The organism is Streptomyces europaeiscabiei, from assembly GCF_036346855.1.
In the GTDB taxonomy this organism is placed as follows: Bacteria; Actinomycetota; Actinomycetes; order Streptomycetales; family Streptomycetaceae; genus Streptomyces; species Streptomyces europaeiscabiei.
Window position 1 is genome coordinate 768,753 of sequence record NZ_CP107841.1, and the last position, 21,665, is coordinate 790,417.

Genomic DNA, 21,665 nt, shown 5'->3' on the forward strand with positions numbered 1-21,665 from the left:
GTTCCATGAAACTCGTACGAAGGATCAATTCCGCGGTGCCGGGCAGGGTCGCCTCCGCGGTGTTCAGCCCGATACCGGTGGGCCGGGACCGTGCGCTGGGCCTGTCGGAGCGGCTGGCCGCCGCGACGAGCCTCACCTCGTCCCTCGAGTACCTCACCCAGCGCCACGAGATGGACAAGGGAGGCATGAACGACTGGGAGATCGCCAAGGACAGCATCGCCCACGCGAACCCTCTCGTGCGCCGGCTGATCGACATCGCCAGCGGACCACGGACCACGACGGCACTGCACGTCACACGGGCCGCGGTCGCCACCGCCATGCTGCTACCCGGCAAGTCGGGTTGGCGCGGTGCGGGCAGCCTCTTCCTCGGTGCGACCTCCGCCCTCCTCGGCCCCCGCCAGCACTACGGGAGCGACGGCGCCGACCAGGTGGCGACCCTCGTGCAACTCGCCACCGGCGGCGCCCGCCTGGTGCCCTCGCCGGCCGCCAAGGACGCCCTGCTCTGGTACGTCGCCCTGCAGTCCAACCTCTCCTACCTGGTCTCCGGCTGGGTCAAGCTGCTCGGCCCGGACTGGCGCGACGGCTCCGCACTTCCGGGCGTGATGCGCACCCACACCTACGGCCACGAGGGCATGCACACCTGGATCCGGAACAACCCCCGGGCCGCCAAGCTGCTCGCCCACAGTGTGCTGGCGCTGGAGTGCCTCTTCCCGCTCGCCTACCTCAAAGGCGGCAAGCTGACCCGTCCCGTCCTGGCGAGCGCCGCCGCGTTCCACCTGGCCAACGGCTACTTCATGGGGCTCGGCAGGTTCGCCACCGCGTTCCCCGCGATGCACCCCCTGATCGCCTACACCGCGGCCCCCCGCACCCACCCCGCCGTCGCGGGACGCGACGACCGCGCCCTGCCGGCCGCGCTCACCGTGCTCGCCGGGGCGACGGCGGCCGCGGCCGTCACCGCCGTGCAACGGCGCATGCGCGCCACCGAGGGCTGGCGGACCTCACGCGTGCTGACGACCCGACACGGCAACCGGCTCCAGTACGAGGAGATGTCGGCGGGCGACACCGACCGGCCGGTCTTCGTGCTCGCCGCCGGCCTGCTGTCCACCAGCGAGCACTACGCCTGGATCAGCGAGCGGCTGTCCTACGAGACCACGTACGGCGTCATCAGCTACGCCCGCGCCGGATACGCCGGAAGCCGCCGCCGGGCGGTCACCGCCTACCGGCTGACGGAGTCCGTCGACGACCTCGTCGACCTGGTGAACGGGGCCGTGGCACCGCACCGCAAGGTGATCCTGGTCGGCCACTCGATCGGCGGCGAACTCGCCCGTCGTGCCGTCCAGCACCTCGGCGACCGGGTGCACGGCGTCGTCTACCTCGACCCCTCACACCCGGACCAGTTCAACCGCTCCGCCCAGCAGCGGGTGACCGGCGCCGCTCTGGGCAGCACCTTCGCGTCCATGAGCCGGGCACTGCGCCTCGGCACCGGGGCCCTGCTGACCCGCCCGTGGTGGATCAAGGAACTGCCCGCCGCCTACCACGACAAGGTCTTCGCCCAGTACGGGGACACCCGGATGTGGTACGCGGCCCGCCGCGAATGGGCCGCCCTGCAGGAGGACTTCAAGACCTTCTCCGGGCCGCTCGACCGGATCGACGGTGTGCCCGGCCTGGTGATCTCCGCCCAGCGGACCGTGGACCGCGACCCCGAGCAACTGCTCATGCACCGGGAACTGGCCGAGGCCCACCGCCGGGCACCCGGCGAGACGGTGGTCGTCGAGGGCGCGGGACACGACTCCCTGCTGATCAACAGCCGTTACGCCCACCAGGTCACCGACCGCGTCCTGGCGTTCTTCCAGGGCGTCGAGGAACGTGCCCGGGCACCCCGGCCGGCCCGGTCCGTCACTCTCGCCAAGGAGACCACGCGATGAGCACCCCCCGACGTTTCCCGCCGCGGAACCCGTTCACCGGCGAGGGCGCGGCCTGGCGGATCGCCGGCGCCGCCATGCTGGTCGTCACCGTCGCCGGCCAGCACCCCTTCGAGCAGTTCTCCCGGTTCCGTGCCAAGGACGTGCTGTCCCTGGTGCCGAACTGGCGGTTCTTCGCCCCCAACCCCTGTATGCACGACAGTCACTTCCTGTACCGCACGGTGGACGCGGACGGCGGCGCCTCTCCGTGGCACGACGCGTTCGCGACGGAGACCCGCAAGCCCCAGCACATCGTGTGGTTCCCCACTCGCCGCGCGGACAAGGGAATGGTCGACGCCTGCGCCGACATCCTGCCGACCCTGGAGTTCGGCGGCTTCGAGGGGGCCGCGCGCACGCCCGGGTACCGGATGATCACCGAGAACCTGCGCGTCCTCATCAGGTCCCGGGGGCCCGTGCCCGAGGACGTCCGGGGCTTCCAGTTCGCCCTGGCCAAGGCCACCGGCTACGACACGCGTCACCGTCCCTCGCTGCTGTTCGTGTCCCCGTTCGTCCCCCTCGACCCCCAGGCCCCGGGCACCCCGTTGACGCGGACCCCGGCCAAGACCCCCGCAAAGGTGTGACCCATGGACAACGCGACCCCCTTCATCCTCCTCGGCATCCTGATATTCGCGGTCGGCCTGCTCAAAGCGGGCCTGCGGCTGGCCAGGGACCGCGCGGAATCGGACGAGGACGGCAGGGAACACGAGTGAACCGGGCGCGGACGGCCACCGCGGGGCCGGGGGCGCGCGATGAGTGACCGTCCGGTCGGCCGGGGGCGGCACACCCGCCCGCAGGATCCGCCGGTGAACCTGGAGAAGGAGGGCGACCCCGGTGGCGGCAAGCGTGCCACGCACCGGGCGGTCCCCCAGCTGAATCTGCACCTGCTGTGGGGCGAGGGAGCGAAACCCTGGCGGGCCATGGGCCGGCACCGCCGACTGGTCCTGCTCGGCATCCTCCTGGGCCTGCTGGGAGCCGCGACGTCCCTGGCCCAGCCCGCGGTCATCGGCGGACTGGTCGCCGCCGTCGGAGAGGGGCGCTCGCTGACCGGCCCGATCATGGTGGGCGCGGCACTGTTCATCGCCGACGCGATGCTCGGCGCGGCCCACTCCTACGTCATCGGGCTGGCCGGGGAGAACATCGTCTACGACATCCGCCGGACCCTGGCCTCGCGGCTGCTGCGCTCCCGGTTCAAGGCGTACAGCGGGCTGCAGCAGGGCGACGTGTTCTCCCGGATGGTCAGCGACACCATGCTCGCCCGCTCCACCATGACCCACGCGATCGACAGCATCCTCAACAACAGCTTCCTGGTCATCGGCGGGATCGCCCTGATGGCCTGGATCGACACCGTGCTCCTCACCGCCACCCTGGTCTGCCTCGGCGCGACCAGCATCGTCTCGCTCTATCTGGCGCGCGGCGTACGGAAGGTGTCAGTGCTCAACCAGGCCGACCTGGGCACCTTCGGTTCCGCCCTGCTGCGGGTGCTGGGGGCGATGCCCACCGTGAAGGCGTCCCGGGCCGAGGCCCGGGAGGCCGAGGGGATAGCGGCCATCGCCCGGCGGGCCCGGAAGTCGGGGATCAAGGTGACGGTGATGTCGTCGCTGCTCGACCCGACCATGAGCATCGGCACCCAGCTGGCCCTGACGGTGGTCATCGGTCTGGGCGCGGCGCGCACCGCGACCGGGGCGATGCCCACCGCAGATCTGACGGCATTCATCCTCTACCTGTTCTACCTGGTGGCGCCGTTGCTGACACTGTTCGAGTCGATCGCGCAGTTCCAGATCGGCAGGGCGTCGGTGGAACGGCTCGCGGAGCTCGGCAAGATCGAGGTCGAGACGGACCCGGACGGCAGCCGGCCCGACGAACGGCCGTCCGGCGCCCGCCCGTTCGGGCGCGGGTACGAACCCGGACTCGTCTTCGACAGCGTCCGGTTCGCCTATCCGGGCAGCGAGAAGGTCGTCCTCGACGGGGTCTCCTTCACCATCCCGTCGGAGGGACTGACCGCCGTCGTCGGTCCCTCCGGCGGCGGCAAATCCACCGTCTTCCAGCTGATCGAGCGGCTCTTCGACCCGGTGTCCGGGGCGATCAGCATCGACGGCACGGACATCTCCGACCTGCCGCTCAACCAGCTGCGCTCCATCGTCGGCTACGTCGACCAGGACCACACCCTGCTGCGCGGCACCGTCCGGGCGAACCTCACCTACAGCGCGCCGGACGCCGACGACAAGGACATCGCCGAGGCCCTGCGCATGGCCAACCTGACCGAGGTGATCGCCGCGCTGCCCCGGGGCCTCGACACCGAACTCGGCGACCGGGGCGCCGGTCTGTCGGGCGGCCAGCGCCAACGCCTCGCCATCGCCCGTACGTTGCTGCAGGCTCCCCGGTTCCTGCTGCTGGACGAGGCCACCGCCAACCTCGACACCGAATCGGAGAACGCGCTGCGCGACAGCATCACGATGATCTCCGGATTCTGTGCGGTCATCGCCATCGCGCACCGGCTGTCCACCGTCACCGAGGCCCGGCAGATCGTCGTGCTCGACCGGGGGCGGGTGCACGCCGTCGGCACCCACGACGAACTCCACCGGAACAGCGACCTCTACCGCCGCCTCGCCCGGCTCCAGGAACTCAGCGACGTGGCGTCCTGATCCGGGAACGACGGGGCGGCACAACCGGATTCACCCCGACAGGAGAAGACATCCCGACAGGAGAAGTGTGTGAACGACTTTCTGCTCATCCCGTCCGTGGTAGCCCTCGGCATCGTCGGCTTCCTCATCGCCACCCGGGCCGTCAGCACTCCCGCCGTCATCGGCGTCGCCCTGGTGGTGCTGTGGGGCGCCTGCTCCCAGGCCAGAAGCAACATCCACGCGAGGAACACCCCGTCCAAGAAGCGGAGGCAGCACCCATGAACACCACCACGACGTCCATTACACCCGGCGCCACGTCGAACGGCAGCATCGACGACATCGGCTACGGCCGGCAGTTCGGCGACTGGTACCACCGGCTGTTCCCCGACGACGCCTCCGTCGTCGCCGAGGTCGAGCGCCTGGCCGCCCTGCACCCCGATCCGGCCCTGGGAACCGTCGAGTTCGGCGTCGGCACCGGCCGGATAGCGCTCCCGCTGGCACGCCGGGTCGGGCCGATCACCGGGGTCGACTCCTCCCCCGAGATGCTCGACGTGCTGCGCCGCGACCTGACCGACGACACCCCCGTCGAGCCCGTGCACGGCGACATCTGTACCTACACCGCCGACCTCACCGTGGGGCTCGTCTACTGCATCTGCGCGACCCTGTCCATGTTGCTCACCCCCGAGGAGCAGCAGCAGGCGGTGCGTCGCGCGGCCGAACTGCTGGCCCCCGGCGGCAGGCTGGTGATCGAGACCCACAACAAGCCGGCCATCCTCGCCCTGCACGAGGGCAGCGCCCGCGCCACGTACTTCTCGCCCTACCCGGAGCCGGGCACCGGTCTGCAGAGCCACTCCGTCCTCCTGCCGGAGGGGTCCCTGTGGCACCTCTCCCACGTCTGGTACGAGGCCGACGGCACGACCCGCGTCGGCACCGAGATCTCCCGGCTGACCGCCCCGGAGGAGATGGACACGTACGCCCGCGCCGCCGGCCTCGTCCCCGAGAACCGCTTCGGTGACTGGCCCTCCGACGCGGACCCGTACTCCCTGGACTCACCCCTGGCCATCTGCACCTACGTCAAGCCTTGACGGCCCCGGCCCGGAATCACGGGTCAGCACCTCATGCCCATGTCCGTCGAAGGGGGCCGGGACATGTCCCGGCCCCCCTCGCCCGCGGCTCGGCACCCACGGCCTCACAGAGCGATCAGGCCGGCTGCCGTCTCCTTGAAGCCGCAGGCATCGACATAGAACGACCGCAGGGGCTCCTCGAAGTCGACGTGGAGCCATTCGCACCGTGCGGCACGGGCTTCGTGGGCGGCGGTCGCGACCAACGCGGCGCCGACACCTCTCGTACGGCGATGCCGTGCGACCACCGTGTCCAGGATGAAGGCATGTACTCCTCCGTCCCAGACGACGTTGACGAAGCCGATCAGCGAACCGTCCTCCCACGCACAGACCCAGCCGAGACTGTGGCGCTCAAGCCGTCCCCGCCAGTCGGTCCCTGCGACCGGGTGACCGAAGCCGTCGGCGTGCAGCGTGTCGAGGGCCGTGTTGTCGAAGTCGCCCCGCCACTCGTACGTGATCGTCACCCCTGAATCGTAATGTCCGTGCCACATCGGTCACCGCATCCGAGCCGACCCTGCGAGATCTCTTGGCGGGCACACCGGTGAACTGTCCACCGGACCGCCACGAACAGGCCCGCACCGGAGCCGGAGTGTGGAGAACTAAATCGGTGGGGTGGTGGAGAACGATCTGCCACGATCGTCGCATGGGTGCATTGGACGCGGTGGCAGGCAGAGTCGCCGACGGGGCGACCGTGATGTTCCGGCCCAGCGGTTCCTCGATGGTTCCGCTGATACGCAGTCGGCAGCAGGTGGTCGTCGCTCCGGTCGACCCGTCGAAGGTCGAGGTCGGGGACATCGTCCTCGCCCGTGTCGCGGGAACGGTCTACCTGCACCTGGTGTCGTCCGTGGACCTTGCCAGGAAGCGGGTGCAGATCAGCAACAACCGTGGCCACGTCAACGGCTGGACCGGCCACGATCGTGTCTTCGGCATCTGTGTCGCGGTCGACGGCGCAGCCCGCTCAGGAGTCGCGGGCAAGACGCGTGCGCCCGACTCCGACGGCCCGCCCGAAACCTGACGCCCTGGCCACCCGCGCACCCGGAATCCGTCAGGGTCCCTCCCCCCGGATGCGATTCCGTCGGCCCGCGCCCGACCGGTGCAGGGTGTCGGCGGGCACGCCGACAAGAGGACGTACCGTCATGCTCATTCGCCTTCCGACCCCTTGGCGCGTCGCACGGCCGGCACCGGACCGCGCGATGGTCGGACCCATGACGACGCCCGGTCGGCAAGCCCCTGTCGAGGCACAGCCGGCCGGCCCGGTACCAACAACGCACCGTTCCCGGCCGACGGTCGACATCGGGTGAGCAGGACACCCCGTTCGGAGATCTCAAGAGCCAGACTCCGAACTCAGGACCGCACCCCGCCGATTCTCCCCACACCCACGGCCCCCGGCCCGGTCCCGCCCAGGATGTTCGATTCGGATCGGTGAGCACCCGCGTCGTCGTCGACAGCCCCGTCGTGCTCCCGGACCGCGTCGGCCGGTCCGGGAGCGGTGGTCGTTTCACCGGCGCTTCACGGTCTGCCGGATACCACGGACGTATGGATCAGCGTGCCGCCGTCAGCCGGCGAGGATGTCCGTGACCAGCTCGGTCACGCGGACCCGGTGCCCGTACGAGCGTGCGACGACGTCCTGCGGTCCTCGTCCGGCATCGGGTCGCCTGGTCCGGGCAGCCCACTGGGACCGGCTTCTGGGACCGGGTGTCCGAGGGCCGACTCGGTGCTCTCGCCGAGGAAGCCGCCCGACTGGTGCTGCCACAGCTTGGCGTAGGCACCGTTCGCCGCGAGCAGCTCCTTGTGGCTTCCCTGTTCGACGACGCTTCCGCGGTCGAGGACGACGAGACGGTCCATGCCGGCGACGGTGCTCAGGCGGTGGGCGACCACGAGGGCCGTACGTCCGTCCATCAACCGCCACAGGGCGTCCTGGACGAGGAGTTCGCTCTCCGAGTCCAGTGCGCTGGTCGCCTCGTCGAGCAGCAGGATCGGGGCGTCGCGCAGGATGGCCCTGGCGAGGGCGACGCGCTGGCGCTGGCCGCCCGAGAGTTTCACGCCCCGCTCCCCCACCAGGGTGCCGAAACCGTCGGGGAGTTGGTCGGCGAACTCCGTGACGTGCGCGGCCGCGGCGGCGGCGTGGATCTCCTCGTCAGTGGCGCCGGGCCGGGCGAAGGCGATGTTGTCCCGCAGGCTGCGGTGGAACATGGCGGGTTCCTGCGGGACGTAGGCGATCAGTGAGCGCAGGTCGGTCTGGCGCAGCCGGCTGATGTCCTGCCCGCCGATCAGGACGCGTCCGTCGTCGATGTCCGACATCCGCAGCAGGAGCCGGGTGAGTGTGGTCTTGCCGCCGCCGGACCTGCCGACCAGCCCGATCCGTGCGCCTGCGGGCGCGTCCAGGTCGAGTCCCTGGAAGATCGGCTTCGCGCCCGCGTGGGCGAAGGTCACCGCCTCGAAGCGGATGCCGGTGTCCCGCGGTGCGAGCGGTTCGGGTTCTGTCGGGTCGAGCACGGTGGGCGGATCCAGCAGCAGCTCGGTGAACTGCGCGGCCTCGGTCATCGAGCTTTCCAGACGCCGGTAGATCTGGTTGAACTCGAACATGATCTGGGTCGCGTTGGAGTAGTAGGTGAAAGCGACGACGACCTCCTCCACTCCCTGGCCCGGGCCACCGAAGACGATGGCGACCAACAGACCCAGCACGTTGGTCAGCACGGACATGGGGGCGATCAGGGTGTCGACGCGCAGATTGCCGAAGTCCCACGACCTCAGTGTCAGGCGCCGGGAATCCGCGACACGGCTGCGGTGCTCGTCGGCCTCCCGCCCCTCGGCCGCGAACGCCCGGATGGTCTCCATGTTCGCGAGGCTGTCGGCGACGTGGCCGGAGACCCGGGCGATCGCCGCCTCACGGTCGTTGACGAGCCGCTGTCGGCGACGGATCAGAGGTGTCGCGGCCACCACGGTCAGCGCGATCATCACAAGAAGACCGGCGACGAGCATCGGTTCGTAGCTCCACAGCACCACGGCACCGAACGCCAGGGGAACGAGACTGCCCACGATCCGGTACGTCACCGTGTCGACGAAGTCCTCGAAACGCTTGCCGAAGCTCAGCACCCGTTTGGTCAGGGAGCCGGCGAAGTTGTCGTGGAAGAACGCCGCGTCCTTGGCGAGGAGTTCGTCCATGCCGCTCACGTACAGGTGTTCCATGCCGAGGGCGTCCACGCGGTTCAGGCAGTGCTGCCCGACCCGCCACACGGCCTCGGCGAGCAACAGCGTCACGCCGAAGCCCAGCACGTACGGCAGCGCCGAGCTGAGGGTGAGACCGTTGTCATCGGCGGCCTGACCTGCCAGTTTGGCGATCAGGAGGGGGGCGACGTAACGGATGCCGATGTTGCCCACGGCCGGCAGCAGCAGCGCGGGCAGGGCCAGCCGTCGTAGTCGCAGCAGTTCCCGTCCGTAGAGGCGCAGTGCCAGAACGACCGCGCTCCTGCCGGGCGCCGGTCCTCGCGTATCTGTTGTCCCCATCACACTCCCGCAGTTCGGAAGTCGGAAGTGTCCCGTCGAGGGAGGTCCTCAGTCCAGGCATTTACCCCGGACCGGCGAGAACCGGACACCGCTGCCTTCGGCCTACGCAGCAGAGGTTTCCGCTGGTGAGCCTGCGTCAGTCGGTGCAGCCGTCGTCCTCACGCGGGGTCCGCGAGCACCGTCGCAAGCACGGCAACCGAGCCGTGATTCACCGTATCGGCGGACCAGTGAGGCCACCGGCTCCCGAACCACGCATCGGCTCTGTCGACAGAGCCACGTCCACGTGTGGCACGCAATCCGTGCCGCTGGGCTCCGGTTCACGTGCGGGTGCGGACGCGGACCAGGAGGAGTGCGACATCGTCGTCGGGCTGCGGGCGCAGGGCGTTGAGGAGGGCGTCGCTGATCTGTTCCAGGCTGGTGCTGCCCGGGGACCTGAGGAAGCGGGTGAGGGTGGTGAGACCGGTGTCGATGGGTTCTGTTCGGTTCTCGACCAGTCCGTCGGTGTAGAGCGCGAGCAACGAGCCGGGGGCGAGTTTCAGTTCCACTGTGCCGAAGTCCACGCCGCCCACTCCGAGCGGTACGCCGCCGGGGACGTCGACGAGGCGCGCGGTACCGTCGGCCGTGGCCAGGACGGGCGGCAGGTGACCGGCGCTGGACAGGGTGCAGGTGCCGCGCTCGAGGTCGCACACGGCGTACACGCAGGTGGCGATGGAGTCGCCGAGCGAGCCGGCGATGTCGTCGAGATGCCGCAGCAGTTCCGCGGGCTGGAGGTCGAGGCGGGCGAGCGCACGGGTGGCGCTGCTCAGCTGTCCCATGATCGCGGCGGCCTGGACGCCCTTTCCCATCACGTCTCCCACGACGAGCCCGGTACGCCCCGGCCCCAGTGGGAGCACGTCGTACCAGTCGCCGCCCACGTCACTCAGGGCCGGGCGGTACCGGGCGGCGATGTCGAGCCCCTCCCGCTGGACCGGGGTGACGGGGAGCAGGCTGCGCTGCAGCGTCAGGGCGGTGGCACGTTCCCGGCCGTAGAGGCGTGCGTTGTCGATGCAGATGGCGGCACGCGCGGCCAGTTCCGAGGCGAGGAGGCAGTCCTGATCGTCGAAGGGGCGGTCGTTGACCGTGCGGTACAGGCTGAGGGTGCCGAGCACACTGCCCCGGGCCACCAGAGGCAGCGCCATGTAGGAGTGGACGCCGGCCTCGAGGAGGGCACGGGCGGCGTGTGCGTCCCGGGCGATCCGCCGCATCGAGCGTTCGTCCACGCGCTCGACCAGAACCGGCCGGGCGCTGCGGACGCACTGGGTGATGATCCTCGACGCTCTGTGGGTGGCCAGTTCGCCGACCGGGTCGGCGGCGTGGATCGCGTCGGAGGGGTATCCGGCCGCCACGGCCAGTGCCCGGAACTCGGCCGGGGAACGACCTGCGACAGGGATGACGCTCCCGAGGGTCACGACGGATTCCAGGACGTCCACGGCAGCCAGATCCGCCACATGCGGCACGGCTACGTCGGCCAGTTCCTGCGCGGTCTGCTTCAGGTCGAGCGTGGTGCCGATCCGTACCCCTGCGTCCGCGATCACGGCCAGGCGTCGGCGTGCCTGGGCCACCTCGGCGGCGGCCTGCTGGCGTTCGGTGACGTCCAGGACGGCCATGGCGAGACCGAGCACCCGGCCGCCCGTGTCCTCGATGCGGTGGTACGACTCGGAGAAGGTGCGATCCTGGGCATCCGCCGCCGTGTGGCCGACGGTCTGCTGATCGAGCAGGGGTCTGCCGGTCTCCAGGACGTGCCGCATCCGGGTCTCGATGGCTTCCACATCCAGATCCGGCAGCACTTCACCCACCCGGCGGCCCACCAGAGCCGACTCGGGCACCCCGTTCATGCGCTCCAGAGCGGGGTTGACGCCGACCCACCGCAGGGTGGTGTCGAAGACAGCGATCCCCAGGGGGGTCTGGTTGACGAGGCTGTGGGAGAGGGCCAGATCCCGTTCGACGCGGCGCACGGTCATCGCGTCCGTGGCCAGCCCGAGCAGGTGTGACTTCCCCTCGCTGTCGAGCAGCCGCATCGTGCGGAACTCCACGGCGCGTTCCCGGCCGTCACGGTGCCGCAACGGAAAGACACCCGTCCACCGGGACCCCGACCGGACCTGGGCGAACAGCGCTCTGGCCCGCGGCCGGTTCTCGGGCGTGACCAGCAGCGTGTCGGCGCGCTGCCGGAGTGCCTCCTGCGCGGAATAGCCGAGCAGCTGCTCCATCTCGGGGCTCCACAGCGCGATGCGCCCGCCCGCGTCCAGGACCACCGACGCAACGTCCAACAGGTCCAGCAGCCCACCGGGCGTCGCCAGGATCTCATCGCCATGCGTGGTCGCATCCCCGTGCATGCGAGCCGCTCCTTCCGGCGCGGCAAGGGCACCACCGTTGTTCCGCACGTCGTCCGATGAGGTCAGGGTACGGCCGGAGCGGCGGGACCGCCTCGCGGGATGCCTCAGCCAAGGGGTGACGTCAGCGGCCAGGACCGGCCGCCCGTCGGCTGCCCGCGGCAGTGGTACAACGGCCGATGCCCGCCGCAGCCGGCCGGAATCGATGCTTCCACGGGCCACCACGGTGTGGAGCCCTCCATGACCGAGGCGGTGGTCACCCACCAGCGACGGCTCGGCAGGCGACCTCACCGGACCGTCGCCGCGTAGAACGGCGTGGTCGTGGAGCTCGCCTCGGGGCTGGGGACGGCCTGGAGGACGGTGGCGTCTCCCTGCCGTGAGGGCCGGTCGTCAGGTTGTCCGCAGGGGGAGCCGCCGGCAACGGGACCGCGATCGTTCGGCTGCAGGCCGCAGGCCGCAGGCCGCAGGCCGCAGGCCGCAGGCCGCAGGCCGCAGGCCGCAGGCCGCAGGCCGCAGGCCGCAGGCCGCAGGCCGCAGGCCGCAGGCCGCAGGCCGCAGGCCGCAGGCCGCAGGCCGCAGGCCGCAGGCCGCAGGCCGCAGGCCGCAGGCCGCAGGCCGCAGGCCGCAGGCCGCAGGCCGCAGGCCGGTCAGGACAGGGGGAGGCGGGACCGTTTTCGACGGCAGCCGACCGGTTGTCGCGTGCCGACATCCGCTTCGCGGGCTTCTCCTGCCCGAGCAGGTCGAGCAGGACCATCGCGTCGTGATCGGCGGTGCCGGGCTCGGCGTAGGACGTCACCATGCGGTGACCGAAGGTGCCTTCCGGCTCCATGGACTGGTAGCCGAGAGTGAGGTCGCCGACCTCGGGGTGGTGGAAGGTCTTGCGGCCGTAGGAGTGCCCCTTGACGTCGTAGCGCTCCCACAGGCGGGCGAACTCCGATCTCTTGAGGAGGAGTTCACCGGCGAGCCGGGTGAGGTCGGGAGCGTCGGGATCGGTGCCGGCGAAAACGCGCAGCCGGGCCACGCAGCCGCGGACCTGGTGTTCCAGTCGTGGAACAGGACGCGCGAGGCGGGGTGGAGGAAGAGGTAGCGGGCGATGTTGTGTTCCCTGGCCGGCCAGTCCTCGATGCCGGGTGGAGTCGCAGTCCGCCGGGGTTGGCGGCCAGCAGGTCGTTGGTGCGGCTGACGGCGTGCGCGGGCTGGGGGCGCAGACTCTCCGGGAGCAGTTTCACGCCGGGCCGAACGGTGCGGCTGGGCGCGGTGGGCGGCTCGGGCGCCCTGCGCGCGGCGCGGGCGGCCAGGCTGCGCAGGTGCTCGTGCTCGTCGTCCTCCAGGAGGAGGGCGCGGGCGAGGGAATCGACCACGGACGCGCTGGGCCGGGTCTCCTTGCCGCGCTCCAGGCGGACGTAGTAGTCGATGCTGATCCCGGCCAGGGCGGCCAGTTCCTCACGGCGCAGCCCGGGCGTACGGCGCAGGCCGGAACCGGCCGTCAGGCCGGCCTCCTCCGGGCTCACCCGGGCCCGCGGTGATCGTGCCGGCCTCGCTGGCGCTGATCCGCGAGGCGTTCCCCGACCCGGCCGAGCGTGCCCGGGCGATCTCGGTGTGGGCGATGGGCGGCTCGGTGGGCGCCGCGGCCGGCCCGGTACTGGGCGGCGTACTGAGTGAACTCAACTGGCGGATGATCTTCTTCGTCAACCTGCCGGTGGGCCTGCTGGCGCTGTTCCTGCTCGCCCGCACCGCTCGCTCGCCCCGAAAGAGCGACGCCCCCTTCGACTGGACCGGCCAGATCGCCGCGGTGGCGGCGATGGGCGGCCTGACCTACGCGGCCATCGAGGCCGGCGCCGTCGGCATCGGTGCTCCGCGCGTGCTGCTCGCACTGGCGGTCGCCGTGACGGCGGCGGTGGTCTTCCTGACGCCCCAGGCACGCGGCCGGAACCCGATGGTGCCGCTGGAGCTCCTGCGCGCCCGGACGATGGCGCTCTCGGCGACCATCGGGTTCGCACTCAACATCGGCTTCTACGGCATGATCTTCCTCCTGGGCCTGTACCTCCAGCAGGAACAGGACCTGTCGCCGATGGCCACCGGCCTGGCGTTCCTGCCGATGACACTGCTGACCGCGGTCAGCAGCCCGACCACCGCCCGGCTCAGTGCGAAGTTCGGGGCGCGGATGCCGATCATCACCGGCCAGCTCCTGATGGCCGTCGGCCTGGTGGCGCTCTGCGTCCCGCCGGCCTCGGCGCCCGCCTGGCATTTGGTCCTGCTGATGATCCCGGTCGGAACCGGCGGCGGCCTCGCCGTACCGGCGGTGACCTCACTGCTCCTCGACCGCGTCCCCGCCCAGCGCGCCGGCACCGCGAGCGGCGTACTGAACGCCTCCCGCCAGCTCGGCGGCGCCCTGTCCGTGGCCGTCCTCGGGGCCATGGTCTCCCCCCACGCGCAGTTCCTGCACGGGCTGCGCACCAGCCTCCTGATCGCCGCACTGCTCGTGGTCCTGACCGCGGCGGCCTCCGTACTCCTCAAGGAGAAGACCTCATGACCTCGACATCGGCGACATCGGCCTGGACTGGCCAGGAGCTCGACAGCATCGAACACGCGGAAGAACTGGAGATCGCCTCCCTGCGACGCGACGGCGAGCTGGGAAGTCGGCGAACCATCTGGGTGGTTCGCGTCGGCGACGGCATCTACGTCCGTTCCGTCAACGGCCCCGGCTCCGACTGGTACCGCGGCACCCGGGCACGCCAGGAAGGCCGTGTCCAGGCCTGCGGGGTCGGGAAGGACGTCACGATCGTCGACGCCGCCGACGACACCACCGTCAACGACGCCGTGGACGCCGCGTACCGGGCCAAGTACGGGCACTACGCCGCGTACATCATCAAGGCCATCACCAGCCCCGAGGCGAGCTCCACCACGATGCGGCTCGAACCGCGCTGACCCAACTCCTCTACAACCAGCGCGAGTTCCACCAGAACGACCAGACCGGAGAAACGGTTGACGCCCAGTAGTCGGGCCAGGAACGTCATGGTCACCGCTCTGTGGCGGCGGAGGATGGCTGCCAGGAGCCGGTGGGTGTGGTCCACGCTGCTGGTCTGTGGGTGGCGGTAGCTGCCCGGGCGGTGGAAGCGTCGCTGGAATGCTGCTTCGGCAGAGATGACGAGGCGATACGCGGCGAGCCTTGCGAGCACTGCCGAGCGCGAGTTCCTCGCCCTGGCCGAGCTCGGGCGCGACGGGCGCGAGATCGGCATGGACCGCCGCGACATGCTCGACCTCGTACAGCTCGACCGCCGCACCGACCGCATCCTTCCCAACGGTTACTGCCTGCTGCCGTCCACCCGGTCCTGCGACAAGGCAAACGCATGCCACGGCTGCGACCACTTCGCAACCGACCGCACCTTCCTGCCGGACATCCAGCGTCAACTCGCCGAGACCCAGACCCTGGTCGCCGCCCGGCGGGCCCGCCACACCGAGCGGTACGGCGAGCCGATGAGCGGGGCCAACGTCTGGCTGGAACAGCGCAACGCGGAGATCCGTAGCATGCAGTTGGAGATCATCGCCCTCGAAGTTCAGCCGACCGACAGCACCACTGTCGTCCGCGGCGCCGACGTGCTCGGTCGCACCGGCCACCAGGACGCCACCGACTCCTCGGACAGCAGAGGGGCATCACGCTCATGAACAAGCGGCCGGACGACGCGGTCCCGGAGACCGTGCCTCCTGCTGACCGGCGGATCGCCGCTCTGTGGCAGGCCGCACAGAACAAACACCAGCTGGCCGTCCAACGAGCGGAGGCGGGCATCCGAAGGCTGGTCAAGAGGGGCGAGGAAATCAACTTCCGGGCCGTCGCCCGCGCAGCGGGCGTCAGCTTGGACTTCCTCTATGCCCACACCGACCTGCGCAAACGCATCGAGACCTTGCGCAGTCAGTAACGGGCCGAGAACCGCTCTTTCCCACAGGCACCCTCAGCTGACGACGGCACCGTGATTCATGCCCTTACCGAAGCCCTCCGCCGTGAGCGCACCACCCATCGAGAGCACGTCCAAGAGCTCGAACAACGACTGGGCGCGGCACCCGGCGAGGTCCTGCGCTTGCAGCGCGTGATCACATAACCCGACACCGTGACAGCACTCGCTTGGCCCCAGAGCTCACGATCCGGAACGCAGTCCCAGAGCACTGTGCCCCACCACACCCGAGGGAAGATCGTTCTCCCCTGAAGCCCGAGCAGTCAGCTCCACGAGCCCGGCCCGGAGGTCGGTGGCCGGCTCGCCAAGGACGATCGCGCTGATGATCAGCTCCATCATCAAACGGTCGTACTCGTCGCCCATGCTCCGATAACGCTTCCCATCGGCCTCCACCACAGCAGAGGCAATCCTCCTCCCACCACCAGCCACGGGGGCAAAGGACGCCTCATAGACGCCGTGACCGGTCCAACTCCGGTGCATGAAAACAACGTCGCCTTCGGCAAAGACGTTCCACTTCTCATCCATGTCCCGGGCTCGATATCCGCGCCGGATCCGGTCCCAGCCCTCGTCAGTCCAGACACGATCCGGCAACTGAGACACCGGCCTGGGCACATTGATCGGATGGAGGCGTCGGAACGACTCTCGTGTGAGCGGGGCATTGGCAGTCATGACGTGATCCTACGGATGCACCACTCCAACAGGACAGCGACTTACTTCCAACTGGGCAGCGGACGAACCTCAGCCACCTTTGGGACGCGTCCGCAGCTTCCTGAACAGCGCCCTTGCCAGGCTGCTACACCGCTACCCCAGACAACTGCGGGACTACGACTTCTCCGCCCAGCCCGAGTTGACCCCCGCACGGTCAAAGACCTCGCCGCTCTCTCGTTTGTCGAGGCCAAGGCCAACGCTGCCTTGCTCGGGCCGCCCGGGGTGGGCAAGACACATATCGTCGTGGCCCTCGCGGTCGCTGCCTGCCGGGCCGGGTAGTCGATCTACTTCACCAGCCTCGACGACATGGTCCGCAACCTCACCGCCGCCGAAGCCGCGGGACGCCTGACAAACAAGCTCGGCACGTACCTGCGACCAGCAGTCCTCGTCCTGGACGAAGTCGGCTACCAGCCACTAGCCCGCGCGGAGGCCAACCTGGTCTTCCCAATCATTTCCAAGCGCTATGAAAGGGCTTGATCATCCTGACCTCGAACAAGACCTTCAGCAAAGCCCACATGTTCCGGTGAACCTGTGTCAGGCAGCGGCTGAACAGCACGGGTTCAAATGGAGAGGTAGACCATCGAGCTGAACGTATCCTTCGTGCCGTGACGGCGACATACGTGTTGGACGGCAGTCAGGTGAGGACGCTGGAAGACTTCTGGCGACTCATCGGCGAGGCGGTCAATGGCCCTGGAGGCTACTTCGGCAAGAACCTCGACGCCTTCGCCGACTGTCTCAGCGGCGGCTTCGGGCAGCCCGACGATGACGACTACGTTGTTGAATGGCGTGCCCACCAGGCATCTCGCGAGTATCTGGGCTATCCGGAGACGGCTCGCCAGCTGGAGATTCGCCTCTCGCGATGCCATCCCACAAACCGTCCTGCTGTCAGCGCGGATCTGACCGCGGCGCATACGAAGCACGGGCCGACCGTCTTCGACTGGCTGATCACGATCTTCGAAAATCGTGCCCCTGGCGTCCTGCGACTTCAGTAACCACCAATGCCTGTTTTGACCGAGGAGTCGCTGGATCGCCACGAGGTCCACACCGCGTTCGTAGGGGTGGGTCGCGCAAGCCCGCCGCAGGGCATGCGGGCTGAACCGGTCGGCGGCCGGGCGTCCTTCGAGTTCCATCAGACAGCGCAGGCGGTTGCGGATCGTCCCGCGGTGCAGGCGGTTGCGGATCGTCCCGCGGTGCAGGCTGCCGCCGGATTCGTCCGCGAACAGCACCGGCGAGTTGGGGAACTTGCCCCGCACGTCATCGAGGAACCAGTGCAGGACGAGGTCGAGGCCGTCCAGCATGGGCACCCAGCGCGGCCTGGGGCCGCAAGTGCGGGCGCCTTTACCGAAAGGGACGTGGAGTTCGCCGAACGGGGCCCGCGAGAAGTGGACGTCGGGACGCTCCGGCAGGAAGGTATCTTCCGAGCGCAGGCCGACGTGATACAGAGTCCGGAACACTGCATAGTCCCTGGCCGCGGGCCCGTACTTGCGCGCAGTGGCTATCCGGGCCTTGAGGAAATCGAAGAACTCCGCCACCCGTTCAGGTGTCGACGGCGGCAGTTGAGCCGGGGAATCGTCCCCGACATGCCGCGAGGCGTTGAACTCGTCCACCGGGCAGACCAAACGGACGCCGAACGCCGCTCCAGTCTCAACGGCCTTGCGGACCTGCAGGAACCGGTGGAAGCCCTTGAGGATCGCACATACTCGCGTCGGGTCGATGCCCCCGCCCGGCGAGGGCCATGTCGCCGACGACGCGGTCGATGTCCGCCGGGGTGACGTCCCACGCAGGCCGACCCAGCGCGTTCAGCGTCCGTTCCAGCAGGCCAATGTCGTTCTCGACGGTCACCGGGCTGAACCCGCGGGCCCGCCACGAGGCGACGAACGCCTCGACGCATTCGGCCTGGAACTCCGAGGGATCGGCGGTCACCGGCTCCAGCAGGACGGCACCACCTTCGATCACTCGCAACTGGGATGTCACCGGCACACCTTCCTCGCACCTGACCGATCAAGGCAGCACCTGGAGAATCCGAGCGCCACCGTGAAGACCAACGAGGACCGCAGGAGATGGATTCGGGCCGGTGGCAGCAGCGATCCTCGAAAAGGAACATGTGCCAGCCCCAGATGAATGGGGGCGGGTGTTCGGCGACAAGGTGTTGGCCACCGCCATCCTCGACCGCCTCCTCCACCACTGCGGAGTGATCTCCATCAACGGTCCCAGCTATCGGCTCAAGAACCGGCTGGCCGCCATCGAACGAGAGCGGGACGACGCAGCCTGACAACGTGGTCGACAATGACCGCATGGATGTCACCGAGCTGCTCGAATCGGCTTCCCTCCTCGTCCCGGAAGGGGTCGCTACCGAGAACGACATCTCGGTGCAAGACATCTGGGACTACCTCGCCCACGACGAATGGCAGATCGCTCTGAGCCTGCTGGAGGAGCTCGGAGACGGGCAACCGCTGCCCTTGACGTTCTGGGAGCAGCTTGCCGAGGCGGCTGAGCAACTCGGCCTTGAACGGAGCGCGGCTTGGTGCCACTGGCGGCGTTCCGAGATCCGAAACGGAATGATCCGGGCGGATCTGACGCTTCGTCCACCCACGGAGGCCCGACGCAAGACACCAATCTCCGGTCACGGTGTTCTGCGACCCATGTGGGACATCGGGAACCTCTCACCCACCGGGGCCGCTTCGGTGAGTATCGCCGGGCTCTGGGTTGAGGACATGCTCGTTCTGGAGCCTGGCGGCCGAGCCACTGTGCGCCTCGTTCCCCTCACTCCCACTCACTGGACGCACGTCAAAACCGGCCAGCAGATCAACATGCACGAGGACCGGACCGTGGCCGGCACCGCAGTCGTGCTGGAGGTTCACCTCCCCACCCCCGCCATGCCCGCGAGATGACCCGACCGTCCCGCCCTCACGCTGGTGCAGATATCTCCGTACTCGGTGGAGCAGTCACAGGAGTACGTCGACACCGGGGTGCGCTGGCAGATCGAGGAGTGCTTCGACTGGGGTGTCGGCGACAGGCTGTCCGCGTACTCGAGCCACGACAACACGGCCTCACGCAGGGGGAGATGCTTGCTCATACGGCCTGAACCAGCTGCCCCAGTCGCCCGTGGGCAGTAGCTTTCCAACGGTGGAACCAGTAGCGGCCGGGTCGGCCTCGATGTACATGAAAAGGATGACCATGCCGGGCCCGGCATCCGGGCAGCCGGCCCGAGAGATTCTTCTCCGGGCGAGTCTCCCGCGCCGCCCACCACGCACAGACCACGTCGCGTTCGATCTGTTGCGGCTGTCCGGGACGTACACGGTTAGCGTGACGGGCGTCGCGGCCGCAGTGCTGCGGCCGGCCGCTCAGAGGTGGCCGTCCAGAAGCTCCCGTACCTCGGCGATGGTCATAGGTCCTGTGCCGTGCGCCACCACCTCTCCCTCCTTCAGAAGGACGTAGGACGGTGCTCCGGTGATCCCGTATCGCTCGGTTACGGCCGGGCAACGCGTGATGTCGGTGCGGACGGCCGTCAGGCGGCCCGTGTAGTCGTCGGCGATGCCACCCACGACGAGGTCCATCTCCCGGCAGGACTCGATTGCCCTGGGCCATGTCCCGGTGAAGTATGCGAGGACCGGAACTCCGCTCATCCCAAGGATGAAATCGAACTCCGCGTCCTCACGGGGTTGATGAAACCGCTTCGCCATGGAGGCTCCCGACCTTGCGTTCCGTCATTCGATCCCCATCATCCCCCGCGCGGTGCGGCAGGCCGGCCCGGTCGGTCGTCCGGCTGGCCTATCGGAAGGCAGGGGCGGGGCCGTCGCCGAACCACGGTGGTCCCACATGTGTGTGGAGATCAGTTGCCGCATGGGCGGCAACCTCGGTACGACGTGCTGGTTGCCCTCGACGCCACCCATACCTTGTGCAGGTCGGGTCATCCTGGCAGTAAGACATCGATCGCTGTCTTTCCACCTACCTGATCGAATGCCAAGCCCGGCAAGCCCTCGCAGGTGACCAGAAGATGGTGGGCCCGCCGCAGGTGGCAGTCGGACTGAAAACTCGGGTAAGTGGCAATAATCTCGACCTTCTGGGCAAATAGCGCGACTACTCAACCTTTCGAACTCAGGTCAGTAGTTCGGAGAAGCCTGCGCCAGATGTTCGCGCCTGCGACCCGACCCGGCCCAACGAGCACGGCTTGCCGAGATCCGCGACAACGTGATCGTCCGAATCGCCGAAGCCGAGGCGGAAGGCAGGCTCGGCGCGGTCGATGGTCTCCAGGTCAGCCTGGCCGGCGCCGAGGAGACGCTCCGCCAGCTCGATCGGGGCCACGGGCAGCCTACGGCCGTGGACCTGGCCCCCACCACAGGTGGTGATCGATGAACCCATGAAGGCGGGCTGCCGCATGGCGCAATCAAGATCGAGAACAGGTTCGAAGCAGCGAGCGTCAAACACCCTTCAGAACACGATCAAGTGCCGCCCGGCCTACGGGTCCCCAGTTCGGCTTGCCGCCGGGAAGGCCCCGATCTCCGTTCCGCCCCATGAGCATCAGGAAGAGGCTCTTCATAGCGGCCAGCCCGCGGGCGCGCCGAATCGTCGCCTCGTCTGCACGCGCGTACGTGTCGAAGAACCGTGAGGCCGTGCCCGCGGGTAGCAACACCCATGCGGCGGCGAGGTCCAATGCCGGATCGCCGGCGAACAGGTCACCGAAGTCGACGATGCCCGAGAGCGTTCCGTCCGAGACCACGACGTTCGCGGGATGGAGGTCGCCATGCACCCAGAGCGGTGGCCCCTCCCACTCGGGCGCTGCGCCGGCGTCGTCCCAGACGGCCCGGACATCGTCGGCGAGGTCGTCGAGGGCAACGGCGTGGAAGAAGTGGTCGAAGCCGTCCGTGCAGTTCCTCGGATGGGCACCGCGGTCCGTAGCGATCGGCGCCTCGGCGGGCGCCTCCACATGGAGCGCCCGGAGGAAACCCGCCAGCGTGTCGGCCGCGTGGGCACCGCGGCTGATCGAGCCGTGGTCCAGCGGCTCGCCGGGAACCCACGTCATCACGGTCCAATGCTTGGGGAAGCGCTCGGACGGTTCGCCGAACCGCACCGGGGTCGGCACCGGGAGCGGCAGATGCGGGGCCAGCACAGGCAGCCACCGCCGCTCCTTCAGCTGGAGTTCCGGGGTGGGGTCCATGCGCTGCATGCGCACGGCCAACTCGTCCCCAAGGCGCCACATTTGGTTGCCCCAGCCGCCCGCCACCTCGCGGATGGCCAGCCCTGCAAGATCCGGATGTTGCTCCTGCAGCAGGTCGCGGACCAGGTCTGCGGTGATCTCGATCTCGGTGTCGGTCATGCGAAGTCACAGTACCGAGGCGGCAGGCGGAGCGGCTCTCGCTCTCCGGAACGTCTCCCTGTGATTCCTCTGGCATCACCAATTCGGTTTCAGAGAGCTGCAGGCCAGAGG

21 protein-coding genes and 5 pseudogenes are annotated in these 21,665 nt (G+C 69.2%); 15 read left to right on the forward strand and 11 right to left on the reverse strand.

The genetic code is table 11. The annotated features are described in order from the left end of the window. Positions 1 to 5 precede the first annotated feature (5 nt). The 6 genes from OG858_RS03595 (at position 6) to OG858_RS03620 (ending at position 5,667) form a co-directional block, all read left to right on the forward strand. Positions 6 to 1,925 carry an alpha/beta fold hydrolase gene (locus OG858_RS03595; RefSeq protein ID WP_319318734.1) on the forward strand — a complete coding sequence of 640 codons (1,920 nt, stop codon included), beginning with the start codon at positions 6 to 8 and terminating at the stop codon, positions 1,923 to 1,925. Then, complete coding sequence (locus tag OG858_RS03600; protein ID WP_328545145.1) at positions 1,922 to 2,542, forward strand: hypothetical protein; 621 nt, start codon at positions 1,922 to 1,924, stop codon at positions 2,540 to 2,542. The genes OG858_RS03595 and OG858_RS03600 overlap by 4 nt, the downstream gene beginning before the upstream one ends. Positions 2,543 to 2,545: 3 nt before the next feature. Then, on the forward strand, positions 2,546 to 2,671 hold the full coding sequence (locus OG858_RS03605; RefSeq protein WP_319068235.1) for a hypothetical protein: 126 nt from the start codon (positions 2,546 to 2,548) through the stop codon (positions 2,669 to 2,671). Positions 2,672 to 2,710: 39 nt separating this feature from the next. Beyond that, positions 2,711 to 4,603, forward strand: coding sequence for an ABC transporter ATP-binding protein (locus OG858_RS03610; RefSeq protein ID WP_319266256.1), 1,893 nt, complete (start codon positions 2,711 to 2,713; stop codon positions 4,601 to 4,603). Between the two features lie 69 nt (positions 4,604 to 4,672). Continuing rightward, on the forward strand, positions 4,673 to 4,864 hold the full coding sequence (locus tag OG858_RS03615; protein ID WP_086749089.1) for a hypothetical protein: 192 nt from the start codon (positions 4,673 to 4,675) through the stop codon (positions 4,862 to 4,864). Continuing rightward, positions 4,861 to 5,667 (forward strand): class I SAM-dependent methyltransferase, encoded by an 807-nt coding sequence (locus OG858_RS03620; RefSeq protein ID WP_319266259.1) that lies wholly within the window; start codon positions 4,861 to 4,863, stop codon positions 5,665 to 5,667. The genes OG858_RS03615 and OG858_RS03620 overlap by 4 nt, the downstream gene beginning before the upstream one ends. A gap of 104 nt (positions 5,668 to 5,771) precedes the next feature. Here the strand turns inward: OG858_RS03620 and OG858_RS03625 are convergent, their stop codons facing one another. After that, on the reverse strand, positions 5,772 to 6,167 hold the full coding sequence (locus OG858_RS03625) for a GNAT family N-acetyltransferase (protein ID WP_319266261.1): 396 nt from the start codon (positions 6,165 to 6,167) through the stop codon (positions 5,772 to 5,774). A 179-nt stretch (positions 6,168 to 6,346) separates the two neighbouring features. Here OG858_RS03625 and OG858_RS03630 point away from each other — a divergent pair, with 179 nt between their 5' ends. Further along, entirely contained in the window at positions 6,347 to 6,718 is a 372-nt protein-coding gene (locus OG858_RS03630; protein ID WP_086749086.1) for a S24/S26 family peptidase, read from the forward strand. Positions 6,719 to 7,290: 572 nt separating this feature from the next. On the opposite strand, the gene OG858_RS03635 is transcribed toward OG858_RS03630, so the two are convergent. The 4 genes and pseudogenes from OG858_RS03635 to OG858_RS03645 form a co-directional block, all read right to left on the reverse strand. Then, positions 7,291 to 9,210 carry an ABC transporter ATP-binding protein gene (locus OG858_RS03635; protein WP_319266263.1) on the reverse strand — a complete coding sequence of 640 codons (1,920 nt, stop codon included), beginning with the start codon at positions 9,208 to 9,210 and terminating at the stop codon, positions 7,291 to 7,293. A gap of 317 nt (positions 9,211 to 9,527) precedes the next feature. After that, positions 9,528 to 11,582 carry a SpoIIE family protein phosphatase gene (locus tag OG858_RS03640; protein ID WP_319266265.1) on the reverse strand — a complete coding sequence of 685 codons (2,055 nt, stop codon included), beginning with the start codon at positions 11,580 to 11,582 and terminating at the stop codon, positions 9,528 to 9,530. Between the two features lie 126 nt (positions 11,583 to 11,708). Continuing rightward, positions 11,709 to 11,870, reverse strand: a pseudogene (locus OG858_RS48070) (NF041680 family putative transposase); the annotation flags it as partial. Between the two features lie 430 nt (positions 11,871 to 12,300). Beyond that, positions 12,301 to 13,090: pseudogene (locus tag OG858_RS03645) on the reverse strand (helix-turn-helix transcriptional regulator); the annotation flags it as partial. 17 nt (positions 13,091 to 13,107) lie between these two features. Between OG858_RS03645 and OG858_RS03650 the strand changes: the two are divergent. The 4 genes from OG858_RS03650 (at position 13,108) to OG858_RS03665 (ending at position 15,496) form a co-directional block, all read left to right on the forward strand. Then, the gene (locus tag OG858_RS03650; RefSeq protein ID WP_328545144.1) at positions 13,108 to 14,112 is read left to right on the forward strand and encodes an MFS transporter; all 1,005 of its coding nucleotides are present in this window, start codon (positions 13,108 to 13,110) and stop codon (positions 14,110 to 14,112) included. Next, positions 14,109 to 14,507: a DUF2255 family protein gene (locus OG858_RS03655; protein ID WP_327723264.1), complete on the forward strand. Its 399-nt coding sequence runs from the start codon at positions 14,109 to 14,111 to the stop codon at positions 14,505 to 14,507. Before OG858_RS03650 ends, OG858_RS03655 begins: the two co-directional genes overlap by 4 nt. A gap of 216 nt (positions 14,508 to 14,723) precedes the next feature. Next, the gene (locus OG858_RS03660; protein ID WP_319315737.1) at positions 14,724 to 15,245 is read left to right on the forward strand and encodes a hypothetical protein; all 522 of its coding nucleotides are present in this window, start codon (positions 14,724 to 14,726) and stop codon (positions 15,243 to 15,245) included. Further along, positions 15,242 to 15,496 carry a DUF6262 family protein gene (locus tag OG858_RS03665; RefSeq protein ID WP_319266273.1) on the forward strand — a complete coding sequence of 85 codons (255 nt, stop codon included), beginning with the start codon at positions 15,242 to 15,244 and terminating at the stop codon, positions 15,494 to 15,496. The genes OG858_RS03660 and OG858_RS03665 overlap by 4 nt, the downstream gene beginning before the upstream one ends. Before the next feature lie 216 nt (positions 15,497 to 15,712). Here OG858_RS03665 and OG858_RS03670 read toward each other — a convergent pair whose 3' ends face one another. Continuing rightward, complete coding sequence (locus OG858_RS03670) at positions 15,713 to 16,198, reverse strand: hypothetical protein (protein WP_179201235.1); 486 nt, start codon at positions 16,196 to 16,198, stop codon at positions 15,713 to 15,715. Positions 16,199 to 16,343: 145 nt separating this feature from the next. Here OG858_RS03670 and OG858_RS03675 point away from each other — a divergent pair. Next, a pseudogene (locus OG858_RS03675) lies at positions 16,344 to 16,746 on the forward strand (ATP-binding protein); the annotation flags it as partial. A gap of 96 nt (positions 16,747 to 16,842) precedes the next feature. Continuing rightward, positions 16,843 to 17,229: a barstar family protein gene (locus tag OG858_RS03680; protein WP_319266340.1), complete on the forward strand. Its 387-nt coding sequence runs from the start codon at positions 16,843 to 16,845 to the stop codon at positions 17,227 to 17,229. Positions 17,230 to 17,307: 78 nt separating this feature from the next. On the opposite strand, the pseudogene OG858_RS03685 reads toward OG858_RS03680, so the two are convergent. Further along, positions 17,308 to 17,844: pseudogene (locus OG858_RS03685) on the reverse strand (tyrosine-type recombinase/integrase); the annotation flags it as partial. Between the two features lie 37 nt (positions 17,845 to 17,881). Continuing rightward, positions 17,882 to 18,211 (reverse strand): hypothetical protein, encoded by a 330-nt coding sequence (locus tag OG858_RS03690; RefSeq protein ID WP_218779646.1) that lies wholly within the window; start codon positions 18,209 to 18,211, stop codon positions 17,882 to 17,884. Between the two features lie 145 nt (positions 18,212 to 18,356). Between OG858_RS03690 and OG858_RS03695 the strand changes: the two are divergent. Then, a pseudogene (locus OG858_RS03695) lies at positions 18,357 to 18,509 on the forward strand (ATP-binding protein); the annotation flags it as partial. 22 nt (positions 18,510 to 18,531) lie between these two features. Then, complete coding sequence (locus OG858_RS03700) at positions 18,532 to 19,128, forward strand: hypothetical protein (RefSeq protein ID WP_086750535.1); 597 nt, start codon at positions 18,532 to 18,534, stop codon at positions 19,126 to 19,128. A 453-nt stretch (positions 19,129 to 19,581) separates the two neighbouring features. On the opposite strand, the gene OG858_RS03705 is transcribed toward OG858_RS03700, so the two are convergent. The 3 genes from OG858_RS03705 to OG858_RS03715 all read right to left on the reverse strand — a co-directional run bounded on the left by OG858_RS03705 (position 19,582) and on the right by OG858_RS03715 (position 21,554). Continuing rightward, positions 19,582 to 19,920, reverse strand: a complete 339-nt coding sequence (locus OG858_RS03705) for a thioredoxin family protein (protein WP_319266275.1) — start codon at positions 19,918 to 19,920, stop codon at positions 19,582 to 19,584. 415 nt (positions 19,921 to 20,335) lie between these two features. Further along, entirely contained in the window at positions 20,336 to 20,542 is a 207-nt protein-coding gene (locus tag OG858_RS03710) for a hypothetical protein (RefSeq protein ID WP_179201234.1), read from the reverse strand. Positions 20,543 to 20,657: 115 nt separating this feature from the next. Continuing rightward, a complete protein-coding gene (locus OG858_RS03715; protein ID WP_086750526.1) occupies positions 20,658 to 21,554 on the reverse strand; it encodes an aminoglycoside phosphotransferase family protein in 897 nt (298 codons plus the stop codon). Positions 21,555 to 21,665: the final 111 nt, after the last annotated feature.